Annotated in this window: 9 protein-coding genes; 5 read left to right on the top strand and 4 right to left on the bottom strand. The window is 66.7% G+C overall.

The genetic code is table 11. The annotated features are described in order from the left end of the window. Positions 1-341 precede the first annotated feature (341 nt). Complete coding sequence (locus FHY05_RS22105) at positions 342-1,403, top strand: ComEC/Rec2 family competence protein (RefSeq protein WP_183946680.1); 1,062 nt, start codon at positions 342-344, stop codon at positions 1,401-1,403. Between the two features lie 112 nt (positions 1,404-1,515). Then, positions 1,516-3,423, top strand: coding sequence for a CHAT domain-containing protein (locus FHY05_RS22100; protein ID WP_183946678.1), 1,908 nt, complete (start codon positions 1,516-1,518; stop codon positions 3,421-3,423). Here the strand turns inward: FHY05_RS22100 and FHY05_RS22095 are convergent. From FHY05_RS22095 to FHY05_RS22080, 4 genes are all read right to left on the bottom strand, one after another. Further along, positions 3,413-5,941, bottom strand: coding sequence for a S8 family peptidase (locus FHY05_RS22095; RefSeq protein ID WP_183946676.1), 2,529 nt, complete (start codon positions 5,939-5,941; stop codon positions 3,413-3,415). The genes FHY05_RS22100 and FHY05_RS22095 overlap by 11 nt on opposite strands. 42 nt (positions 5,942-5,983) lie before the next feature. Continuing rightward, positions 5,984-6,967 carry an AAA family ATPase gene (locus tag FHY05_RS22090; protein ID WP_183946674.1) on the bottom strand — a complete coding sequence of 328 codons (984 nt, stop codon included), beginning with the start codon at positions 6,965-6,967 and terminating at the stop codon, positions 5,984-5,986. A gap of 10 nt (positions 6,968-6,977) precedes the next feature. After that, entirely contained in the window at positions 6,978-7,301 is a 324-nt protein-coding gene (locus FHY05_RS22085; RefSeq protein ID WP_183946672.1) for a hypothetical protein, read from the bottom strand. 96 nt (positions 7,302-7,397) lie between these two features. After that, positions 7,398-8,549 (bottom strand): DUF3800 domain-containing protein, encoded by a 1,152-nt coding sequence (locus FHY05_RS22080; protein WP_183946670.1) that lies wholly within the window; start codon positions 8,547-8,549, stop codon positions 7,398-7,400. 787 nt (positions 8,550-9,336) lie between these two features. Here FHY05_RS22080 and FHY05_RS22075 point away from each other — a divergent pair. The 3 genes from FHY05_RS22075 to FHY05_RS22065 are packed head-to-tail and all read left to right on the top strand — an operon-like array spanning position 9,337 to position 11,009. Further along, positions 9,337-10,503, top strand: coding sequence for a DUF2235 domain-containing protein (locus tag FHY05_RS22075; protein ID WP_183946668.1), 1,167 nt, complete (start codon positions 9,337-9,339; stop codon positions 10,501-10,503). 38 nt (positions 10,504-10,541) lie between these two features. Beyond that, entirely contained in the window at positions 10,542-10,703 is a 162-nt protein-coding gene (locus FHY05_RS22070; protein ID WP_183946666.1) for a hypothetical protein, read from the top strand. A gap of 30 nt (positions 10,704-10,733) precedes the next feature. After that, on the top strand, positions 10,734-11,009 hold the full coding sequence (locus FHY05_RS22065) for a hypothetical protein (RefSeq protein WP_183946664.1): 276 nt from the start codon (positions 10,734-10,736) through the stop codon (positions 11,007-11,009). Positions 11,010-11,513 lie beyond the last annotated feature (504 nt).

Genomic DNA, 11,513 nt, shown 5'->3' with positions numbered 1-11,513 from the left:
CCGTGCCGGCCTCCTGACCCGGCCCAGAGCCTGAATCAGAAAACCGCGCCCGTGTGAATCCTCGATGATTCAGAAAGGCCGGAAACCGCTCTAGCTAACCAATTGTACTCCGCATATTTGCAAGACCCAAAACCGGTCGTTCATGTCTGACCGAGCGCATTCCGGATTCGATCGTTCGTTCAAACTTTCGCTGACGCCCGAAGTTGGACCGGTTGCGGATTAGCGGCCTTAAGCAGGCCGAGCGCGAAAGCTGTCATCCGCAGCACCCAGCATAAGAGTCTGCTAGAAGGCGGATGAGCGCCGGCTGGTGCGGGAGGAGGAAGAGGCTGATGACATTCAGATTGAAGATGCTGCCTGCGCTGGACGGCGACTGCCTCTTGTTGTCCTGGGGCGACGACGGTCCGCTACACCACATGGTCGTCGACGGCGGCAGAAAGGGCGCGTACGCCTACCTTCACGACGAGCTCGCCGCGATCAAGAAGGCCGGGGAGAAGCTGGACCTCTACGCGCTCTCGCACGTGGATGCCGATCATATCGAGGGCTCCCTCGCCTACTTCGACGACGTCAACCGTCCGCTGCTGCCGGAGCAGGTCTGGTATAACGGCTTCGAGCAGATGGGGCGCGCCGGCGCGGGCGTCCGCAGCATGCGGCAGGGCGACGATTGGTCGAACGCGATCGCGCGGCTGCGCCTGCCGCTCAACACGCCCTTCGAGGACGGCGTTGCGACGATAGAGCAGGCGCCCGGTCCGATCGACGTCCAAGGTCTGAAGGTCAGTATGCTGTCTCCGGACGCCGCGCATCTGACGGCGATGCGCCTCAAGTGGGATGCATACCGCAAGACGGTCGCGACCGCGCGGACCGGCGTGCGCGGCGGCAAGGCGGCCCGGCCGCCGGTGACACCGCCGATCGTTGTCGAGGACTACGTGGCCGACGGCGAGATCGACACCGAGCTTCCGAACGGGACCAGCATCGCGTTCGTCGCCGAGTGGCGGGGCCGGCGCGTCCTGCTCGGGGGCGACGCGCATCCGGACCTGCTGACCTCGTCGCTGGCCCCTCTCGCGAAGAAGGAGGGCGGACGCTACCGCCTCGATCTTCTCAAGGTGTCCCACCACGGCAGCAGGAAGAACACGTCGCGCGAGCTCATCGAGATCATTGACTGCCATCAGATCGCGATCTCCACCAATGGCGCGCTGCACCAGCATCCGGATCCGGAATCGATTGCCAGATTCATCCACTACGGCGTGCCCGGCGCGAAGGATCTCTGGTTCAATTACGCATCGGATTGGACGCTGCCGTGGGGCGATGAGGACACGAAGGCGAAGTATGGCTACAGGACCCATTTTCCGCCTGCGGACGGTCAGGAAATCATGGAGATCGACCTGACGGTAGATCCGGCGCCCTGAGACGGGATGGTTCCGAAGCGACACGGTCTTCTTGAACTGAACGTCCGCCCGGTCGACAATCGGGAAGGGATCGGCCGTCCGGGCCGGCGAGAGAGGCGCAGCGGGAACGATGATGGATTACGGTTGGACGAGCGTCAAAGAGCTCGAGCACAAGCTCGCCGAGATCCTGTCGGCGCGGTATCCCGGCGAGGTGACCGACCTAGAGGTCTCGATCGAAGGAGACACGATCGTCCTCTCCGGGGAAGTGGCGAGCGAGCCCTGCCGCGGCGACGCCAAGCGTCAGCTTCTCGCGTTCGACGGAGTGTTCAAGGTGTCCAACCGGCTCGAGGTCGCCGCCTTCCTCGAGGGTGCCAGCGACTCCTCCGACGAGGACGACTACTTCGACAAGGTCGCGAGGGAGGAGGTCGCGCAATCGGACGGCGACGGCGCCGATCCCGAACGGGACGTGATCCGCAAGGGCGGAGGAGGACGTAACGAGGGTCCAGGGGTCGAATATGCGTCCTACGACGGGGACGAGCAGCCGGACTCGGTCGAGGTCAGCCGCTATCCGACGGTCGAGAGTTCGGACGAGCCGTTGCCTGGAGCCGTCATCGACGTAACAGTTGACCTGACGACAAGTTCGGCCGGCGGGGAGAAGCCGATCGACGTCGGCAGCTTCGCCGCCGACTGGACCGAGATCGAGCTGTCGGTCCAGATCGTCGGCGACTGGCTGAAGGCCGTGACGCCCGAAACCGGTTCGATCACGCTGCGCAGATACGGGCCCACGACCCCTGCCACGTTCGCCTGCACCGTCTCTCCGGACTACGCGCGGGGAACGCCGGCCATGCTACAGGTCTACTTTTTGCACGGCACGCGCATCTGCGGGTCCATGCGGCGGGACCTGGCGGCGGCCGAGGCGCGGCGGAAGGACGCGAATGCGGAGGAGCGGGCGAGCCCGGCACCGCCGAAGGCCGCTCCCGCGGCGGCGGGCGTGGTCACGGTGATGCCCGATGCGTCGGGGCCTTCACTCGTCGTCATGATCGCGGGCGTGGAAGGCCAGCAGCAGTGGATGTGGAAGGCCTACGGGCCGGACGGATACCGGACCGGCAGCGGGACCGTGCAGCTCGGCGGCGCGGCGAAGGCGTTCGCCGACACGCTTCTCGCGTCATGCCCGGACCTGCCGGCCGACAGCTTCCGACGCATGATGCGCGGGATCGGGGAGACGATCTGGCGCAAGGCGCCTGACGGCTTCCGGGATGCGTATCTCGGCTGCCGCCAAGCCCTGGGAAGCGGCTTTGCGATCCAGTTCAACACCGACGACCCCCACGTGCCCTGGGAGATGATGAAGCCTGATGTCGACGGCGGGAAGATGGACCACCTCTATATCGAGCATCCCGTCGCCCGGTGGCCGCTGAACACGAACGGTGCGCTGCGGCCAACCTTCCCCGCCGGGGACATCCTGTCCTTCGTGCCGGACTATCCCGCGCAGAAGCTGCTCTCGGCCGCGGCCGAGAGCGCGTGGATCTGCTCGACCTTGGGCGCCATCCGGATGAACCCGACGCGCGACGCGTTCCTCGACCTTCTGGATGGGAAGCATCCCGATCCCGTTCGGATGATCCACTTCGCGGGGCACGGCATGGCCGACACCGGCTCGAACGATGGCGGCATCGAGCTTCAGGACGCTCCGGTCGGACTGATGGAGGTCAACCAGTCCTCGATCCAAATCGGGCGCCGGGACGGTCCGCTAGTCGTGCTGAACGCCTGCGAGGCCTCGGCCGGCGCGGAGATGCTGGGGATGAACACCGGCTGGGGCGCGGCGGTCGCCGCCACCGGCTTCGGCGGCCTGATCGCGCCGCTCTGGGCGGTGCAGGACGCGATGGCCTTCCAGGTGGCCCAGGACAGCCTTCCCCAGCTCGTGAACGGGAGCGCCACCCTCGGCGCTGCGGTGCGCGACGCTCGTCGGAAAAACGCCGACGCGTCGGTCGCTGCGCTCGCCTACCTTACGCACGGCGACGTGATGGCGCGGTTCGCTACGTCCTGACCAGGCTGGGAACGTCGACCAGCGCCGAGGCGGGGACGATCGCCCGCACCTCTGACACGAGGTCGTTTGCGGTCTCGGGTGTCCGGATCGATACGATGAGGCTGAAGGGGACCGAGAGGTTGGCAGGCGGGGTTTCGGCATTGGTGGCCCACCATCCCCGGCTCGGCGCCACATTGAGCAGCCGCCGTCCGACGAGCTGGTAGGCGGGGCCGCGCCAGACGTCGTGGTGGAGGGTACCCCGATTGCGCTTGCGCCAGCCCAGCGCCCAGCCGTTGTCGGCGGCGCTGGATTCTGACGCGAAGACTGCGCGGTTGACCCGCCGCTCCGCGCGCGCCTCGCTTTCCTCGAAGCGCTGGAAGTCGAAGCTGAGGCCGTGCGAAGAGTAGAGCTGCGGGCGCTGCAGCCCGGCGCTGTGGAGGTCCGGCTCGATGAAGTAGGACAGTGTGCAGCGCATCTCGACCTCGGTCGAGCCGAGGGCGCCGAGGGCATGGTCCGGCCATGGCAGACGGAAGGACTTCATCTCCTTCAAGGTGACTCCGCGTCCTTCTTCTTGCTTGAAGGGCCTGAGCGTGTCCTGCGCGATGAGCGTCAGCGCGTTGTCTGCGCTCCAGAAGACGCGCTCCTCGTCGGGAACGCCCCAGCCGAAGCAGTCGAGCGTTGCAAGGTTCGCCTCCTCCTCGGTGGCGCCGGCGGCAATAAGATTCTGCCGTCGTGCCTGCATGGCATCGGTCCACTCCGCGCAGTGGACGAGGAGGCCGCGCACGGTCTCCGGCCGCATGGCCGGGTATCGCGCGAGCACGCGGCCCGCGAGGCGCGAGGCGGCCGCGCACGCTGCGCTGGTGTCGCCCGTGAAGGTGATCGGCCGGCGGGTAGGATCGTTGGAGGTGGTAGCGACCATGTCTGGGGCGTGCGGGCGGGACGTCCGCCCGCCGGGATCGATGCCATGGTTGCCGCCCTCCATGACAATGTCGGGCTTGTGGTGCTTAGGCCGGAAGCGCCACGGCTGGGCGGTGCGCGACCGTGGCGACAGTCCGCCGGTGTCGGCGAGCGGCGACGGTCCCGTGCACTTGTGCGTGAGCGCGCCGACCGACAGCACGTTCAGCGCCTGCGCGGGCGACTGGATGCCGTGGTCCCCGTTGAGCGTCGCGTAGGACGAGACGAGGTAGGGTGCGGTGGCTGAGGTCTCGACGTTGCCGACTGCGACGCAGAACAGCCTTGTGTTGCGCCTATCATTGAACGCCAGTTTGTCGAGCGTGGACGAGGTTGAAGTCGGGCGGCCGTCCTCAGGTTCGCCAACGGCGGTGGCCGCGAGGCAGTAGACGCGCCGGTGCTCGTCCTCCGCCTCAGCGGCTCGGACACCGCGCGCGATCGCGTCACGCGCTGGGATGCGGACTGGGCTGCCGGGATTAAACACGGCGACCGACTCAAGCCCGATGTCGAGCTTGACAGCGTCGGTGCCGCCAGCGATGTCGGCGAGGTCGCCGTAGAGCGCAACGCCCGCCATCTTCGTCCCATGGCCGTCCGGATCAAAGGCGTTCCACGCGCGTGCGACGGTGCGGCAGCGTCCAGCAGGCAGAGCCGGCGATATCAGCGCGTTGGCCCGGTTCACCCCTGTATCCAGGAGCGTGACCCACGGCGCAGCGGGCGGCGCCGGCACGATCCTGTCGGCGATGGCCTGATACTGAGCGAGGCGGGCGGGCGGCGGCAGGTCGGCATGCTCGGCGATGAAACTGGACGCCCCGCGCAGCTCGACGACCGCCGCGCTGCTGCTGATAAGGCGGTCGAGCGCCCCCTTGGTCGCGATGACGTTGTAGACCATGATGTCGACGAATTCGGACCGGCGTCCCGACGTCTCGATTCCTAGCGCGTCGACCGCGGCCTCGAACGCGTTGACCATCGGCGCGCGCACCCAGATCTCCCATTCGGCCTCTCCGCGACCACCGGGGAAGTTCTCGAGCCTGTCTGTCCAGAGGTCTTCGATCGTCGCGCGCCTGAACTCGTCGGCGCTCTCGAACAGCCAGAAGTTGCGCGGTCGCTTGGTTGAGTCCCCTGTGTCGGGATCGAATTCTTCGTTACGGCGGTCGTCGCCGTCGGGCGTCCATTCCGCATAGGCTGTTAGCGACTTGCCCAGCGATTCGATCGCGCTGCCGGTGAGGAAATAGATGGCGCGATCGTGCCCGCGGTTTTTCCCGACGTTAGCCCGCCTCTGCACGTTTAGGAGCTGCATGCCGGTGCTAGTCGCCCGCCTCGACGTGCCGGTGACCAGCTCCTCGCCCTCGCGCGACGTGACCGCGACCGTCAGGCCGCGCTTCCCCGCCGGAACACCCGTCGCGGCCTGCTCGATCCGGGCGTCCCGCAGACTGCCGGAGAGATCTGCGAGATCGCCGCGCAGGCGGCCCGCGTGGGCCGCCCTGTTCTCGATTGCCGAGGGCACACGGTTTGAGCCGCCGCCGTGCGGTTGGAAGTCGTCGGACGCACGTCCGATCCCCTGGACGATGATGTGACGGTGTCGAGCCATCCCAGCTGGTTATCAATCGACCTAGTCGAGTGCCAGATGGAGCTACTGCCGATCCGGATGCTTCCGGTCCGAAATCGCCTGCAGGATCGTCGCGCCGGTCAGACGCCCTCCCTCCTCCAGCACTGCGTCGCGCGCCGCGTCGTCCGCCGCGGCGACGATATCGGCTTGGCTCAGGCCCTGGGCTGTCGCGGCCACCTCGCTCCAAGGCACGCCGGATAGGTCGAACTGCAGCAGGCGTTGGGTGAGGATCCGCCGAACGTGGTCGGGCGGGGGCAGATCGTAGCGCACGATCGCCTCGAACCTGCGGAAGAACGCGCGGTCCAGCAGCTCCTGGTGATTGGTGGCGGCTAGGATGAGGCTGCCCGACGATTCCTCGTCGAGGAACTGGAGAAACGAGTTGAGCATCCGGCGAGCCTCGCCAATGTCGTTGTCGGCGCCGCGCTTGGTCGCCAGCGCATCGACCTCGTCGAAGAAGTAGACGCCCCGCGCGCCCTGCATGGCGTCGAACACGATGCGCAGCTTGGCAGCGGTTTCGCCCATGTATTTGGTGATAACGCCGTCGAGCTGGACGGTGAACAGCGGCAGTCCCAGCTCGCCGGCAATCGCCGCAGCGGTCAGGCTCTTTCCAGTGCCCGGCGGACCCGACAGCAACACCTTGCGCCGCGGCAGGAGGCCGCTAGCGGCGAGGAGTCCGCGCTCGCGGTGCTCGCGCACGATCTTCCGCAACCGCTTGTCGACTTCGTCGGCGAGTACGACGTCGGACAGGCGCGTCTCGGGATAGGAGGCGCGCACAAGCGACGCGAGCTCGCCCCTCGGGGCCGCAATCATCGTCGGCCGGGAGGCGACGCGCCGCTCATCGGTCTCTTCCCGCAGGGATCCGACCAGCGTGCCAATCTCGTCCGCCATGCGGTGGTGGCCAGCCTTGCGCGCGTCAGACGCGATGTGGTTCGCGATCGCGAGGAAGCGGTCGTCGTCGCCGGCCGCATGGCTGCGGATCATCGCGATAAGCTGCTTGCTGCTGGCCATGCGGATGCTCCTATTTGCTCGCGGCGGATTGGTCGAGTGCCTCGATCAGTAGTCTATCTGCGCGTTCGCGCAGTCTATCCGACGCTGTCAGTAAACGCAACGCTTTACGCACCAACTCCGGAACAGGTTCGTCCGATCTGACCGGATCGACGACGCTCCTTAGCCGCTGGCGCACCTTTCTCGAGAAGGCACCCGCCCTAAGCGAGCGGCTAAGGGTGGATTTATCGATGGCGACCATGTCGGCGATTCGGGCGACACTGAGTCCCTGCGCCTCCATGTGCGATCGCACCAGGTCGGCGAGATGAGGATCCTCGATGCGCGCGGGCCGGGTCACACCTCATTGTTGCATAAACCGTTGCGTGTAAGAAGTGCGAAAATGATCTTGGGTCGATACAGCCGGCGACGGAGCGGGTCCGGGGTGGCGCCGCTGTCACCCATTCGCCGTGTTCAGTAGGGCGTATTCGGCCATGCTGGCCTGCCGGCGCTCCTCGATCTCGGCCTGAAACTCGAGCGCGCCCTCCAAGGCGCCGGGCTGCAGCGGCTCGGCGTAGATCTCCTCAATCGTGCGCTCGGTGCGGTCGGCCGCGGCCGCGTAGGAGAAGTCGTCGAGATGGCCGCGCGAGTAGACGTAGTCGAGAATGGCTTGGCACCTGGGCGGCAGCTCCTCGCGCTGAGCGCGGGAGAACAGCCAAAGGATGACGTCAATCATCTGGATGCCGGCGCTGTCCTTGGCGGTCGAAATCTCCAGCCTGCTGCCGAACACCCGGCGCAGTACCATCCGTCCGCTGAAGGGCATCTCGACGACGTCCTCGCGCGCGTTCGAATACATCTTGTGCCAGAACTTGAGGCCTGCAGCGAACTCCTCCTGACGGTCGTGGCGGATGACGTCGACCGGCCGGTTCCAGAGGACCGAGCGCGTCTCGATCGCGTTCAGCAGGTTGCCGAAGCCGATGAGGTTCGGGAGGTGGCTCTTGCGGCCCACCTTGTCGTTGTGGACGAAGTCGAGCGCCTCGGGATTGTCGGCCGCCCACTGCAGCGCCTCCCCCACGACCCGCCGCGAGCGCTCGTCGGGGATCAGTGCGACGCGGGGTATGAGGGCGCGGGAGAAGTCCGCCATCTTCGCCCAGGCCTTCTGGTCGTTCGGCTCCATCAGCGCGGCCATGAACGTCTCGGCGGAATCCTCGTCGAGGATGTGCGCGACCTTGAAAACCATCACCATGCGAAGCGGCGGTATGTTGTAGACGTGCCAGGGCACGGCCTTGTTCTCGAAGGCGTCAAAGATCGTGTCGAACACCTTGGTCGCGATGACGTAGCGCTTCTCGACGCGCGCGATGGCGAACGCCGGCCCAGCCCTCCGGAGCACCTTGAGGATCTCGGGCGCGATCTCGTCGAGCCTGCCGACGCCCAGCACCGCGGCGTGGATCTCCTCCGCGCCGATGCCCCTGGCGATCGCCCGCATCTCGTCGCCGAAGCGGACGTCGAAGTCCGACCGCGTCAGCAGCGCGGCGGTGATAAAGAGCGGCTGCGCCTCGTCGAGCAGGCGGGCGCCCGTGTTTCCGGTCTCGTCGACGTATGCGTGCACGCTGATTCCCCGTGATCGTTAGGCGACGTAGATCAGATATCACCGCGAGCCGGCGCACGGCAGTTGCTGCCGATGCAAAATGCATTGTGCGGCGACGATGCGCCATTTGCGCCGCCATTAGCCGAGCGCGGTCGGAGGCGCGGCGGCTGGCGCCGGCCGGATGGGGGCCGGCGCGGGCGCCGACAGGATCCGGCCGGCCTGGTGCCGGGTGACACTGGCGCACAGGTCGACAAACTGGGCGGGCGACATGAAGCTCTTGGCGCTGTTCGCCTCGCCCGTGCAGAGCTCTTATTTGAGGTGGCCCATGCCGATCTGAGGGCGAAGGACGGCATGCACCAGCGGGGCGTCTGGTAGTGCCGGTTGCCCCCCGGTGCTTCTGGCCGTCGACCCACCCGGTCCTGATGTGCTTCACAAAGAAGCGCGTTTGAGTAGGGATCGCGGCCGCTGCTGGCGTGCGTCACACGGTGCAGCTCGAGCTTGAGCTACCCCGGCTTGTTGGAGGCGGTCTTTCCGGCCTTCTTCTCGCGATTGAGTAGGCGCTGCGCCCTGTCGTCGAACCAGCGGGCGTATTCCGCCTCGCTGATGCGGCGGATCCTCATCCATTCCGAGGCGTGGTAGACATTTATCCGCGGCTATCGCCCCCCTTCAAAACGTGCTTTCACGACGGGCGGCGAGATGGTGCCGATGAGGAAGTAATTCGGACAGCCGTCTTGACGCGCGGCGCGGCGGCGCGGAGCATCCGGATCGCGCGGGCCGCTCGGCTGCGGTCCCGCAAAACGGGGGTTCCATGGCGACCGCGAACGTGACCGACGGCGCGCCGCGCAACATCGTCGTACTCTGCGACGGGACGAGCAACCAGGTCGAGGGCGACCTGTCGAACGTGCTGAAGCTTTACCGGATCGCGGACCAGTCGACGCTGCAGCGCGTCTTCTACGATCCCGGGGTCGGGACGATCGGCAACGACAACTCGTGGGGGCGCCTCCGGCAGAAGGTGGTGTCGGTGCTTAGCATGGCGAGCGGCGCGGGCCTCGACGACAACATCCTGCGTGCCTACGGCTTCCTGTGCGAAAACTTTCGCAGGGGCGACCGGATCTTCATGTTCGGGTTCAGCCGCGGCGCCTACACCGTGCGGGCCCTCGCCGGCCTGATCCACATGGTCGGCCTGCTGCGTCCCGACCAGATCAACCTCTCGGGGTTCGCGCTGAACGCCTACAAGCACGCCGCCGAGCGGGACGACCTGCACGTCGCTTGGGACTTCGCGCGGGTAATGCGGTCGCAAACAGTGTCGATCCACTTTGTCGGGGTTTGGGACACCGTCGCGTCGATGATCGTGCCGCGGCCCGACCGGTTCTACATCCCCAGCCTGCGGCAGCTGCCGTACACGCGCGTCAATCCGAGCGTCCGGGCCTTCCGGCACGCGATGGCGATCGACGAGCGCCGCCGCATGTTCCGGCTGAACCATTGGATGGACGGTCAGGACTTCGTGCAATTCCCCTTCGCTCGCCCACTGACGTCAGTAAAGCAGGACTGCAGACAGCTGTGGTTCGCCGGCAACCACTCGGACGTCGGCGGCGGCTATCCCGAGACGGTCAGCGGGCTGTCGAAGCTCCCACTCGACTGGATGATCCGTGAGGCGGAGGCTGACGGACTGCGGATCGACCGGGCCATGTTCCAGCACCTCGTCCACGGGCAGCAGCTGAAGGACGGCCGTCACGACTACGTGCCGCCCGACCCGATGGGACCGCTGCACGACGCGCTGAAGGGAGGCTGGTGGATTCTGGAATGGTTTCCCAAGCGCCTCAAATGGAAGGAGACGAGGAGGTTCTCCCTTCTCGGGCTCTATCTCCCGCGCGGCGAGCGCAGGGCCATACCCGTTGGATCGCAGTTTGCGCCCTCGGTCGCCGTTCGCGAGAAGGCCGATCCCAAGTATCGGCCGCAGGATCAGATTCGATAGGCTGCTAGCCGGTGAGCGACGGACCGAAGGGGGAGGGAATGGACGCTTCGCAGCTTCTGCTCGAATACCTGAAGGAGCAGTATGCCCAAGCCCGGCAGCACGAGACGAGGCAGGCGGCGGCGACCACGTTCCTGACAGCGGCGGGCGGCGCCGTCCTCGGCGTGGCGGTCAAGGACGGGCATCTGCTGCGGGAGCAGTGATGGCTCGGCCTAGTCGTCGCCTGCCTTGGGATGGCGAACGTTGCAATCCTACGCGCGCATCAGCTCGGCAACAGGTTCCACACCAATCTGGCCGGCAAGATCCGCCGCCGGCTCGAGGGGATGTGCGAATGGGATGGCGGCAAGACCGCCAGCGACCTGCGGACTAAGGCGCTCGAGGAGATGGGCCTGCGCGGACCGAAGGTGACGATCGGCGGGAAGGTGCACGAGCGTCTGCGCCTGATCCCGATACTGATGACGCTTGTCGGCTTGGCCGTGGCCGTACTCACCTACCGATTTGGCAGCTGATCGGAATTGCCGGACGCCTCAGTGCAGAGGCTGACGCGCTGCCGGCTATAGATCGCGACCGATCGCGGCGGCGACCTCGTGGAACCGAAAGGCCGCACGCCGGAAGCCGGGCACTGCGGCGTCGATGGACGACGCCGGCGGGTGACGGACCCTGAGGCCGTGCCTGCCGCCGAACTGGAAGGCGCCGCGGGCGTACTCTCCGGAAACTACGTGCAACGGCTCGCCCTCCGTTCCCGACCACAGCAGGCGCTGACAGTGGACCGTGACGACGTCTCCGTAGCGATGTTTGGGCGTTAGCCGCCGTGCGGACGCGGGTCAACGAACGGCGGCTTACGCCAAGCTAAGGACCCGAAAGTGGCCAGGCTGTAATCCACCCTCGACAGGGGCGAGAGCCCCCTCCCCTGCCCGCTGAACGAACATGGGGTAATCGCGGGAGCGAGCTACCTCGATCAGCGATGACGTGGAGGCAGGTGGCTGTTCCCCGGTAGATGAAGGTGCGGGCTC

It is taken from the genome of Sphingomonas sp. BK580 (genome assembly GCF_014194975.1).
Lineage (GTDB): Bacteria > Pseudomonadota > Alphaproteobacteria > Sphingomonadales > Sphingomonadaceae > Sphingomonas.
Note: the sequence above shows the minus strand (reverse complement) of the source record. Positions and strands in the feature narration are given on the sequence as shown.

Coding starts and splice junctions, on each gene's coding strand:
- FHY05_RS22100 (WP_183946678.1), top strand. CDS start 1,516: ATGGATTACGGTTGGACGAGCGTCAAAGAGCTCGAGCACAAGCTCGCC.
- FHY05_RS22095 (WP_183946676.1), bottom strand. CDS start 5,941: ATGGCTCGACACCGTCACATCATCGTCCAGGGGATCGGACGTGCGTCC.
- FHY05_RS22090 (WP_183946674.1), bottom strand. CDS start 6,967: ATGGCCAGCAGCAAGCAGCTTATCGCGATGATCCGCAGCCATGCGGCC.
- FHY05_RS22075 (WP_183946668.1), top strand. CDS start 9,337: ATGGCGACCGCGAACGTGACCGACGGCGCGCCGCGCAACATCGTCGTA.
- FHY05_RS22070 (WP_183946666.1), top strand. CDS start 10,542: ATGGACGCTTCGCAGCTTCTGCTCGAATACCTGAAGGAGCAGTATGCC.
- FHY05_RS22065 (WP_183946664.1), top strand. CDS start 10,734: ATGGCGAACGTTGCAATCCTACGCGCGCATCAGCTCGGCAACAGGTTC.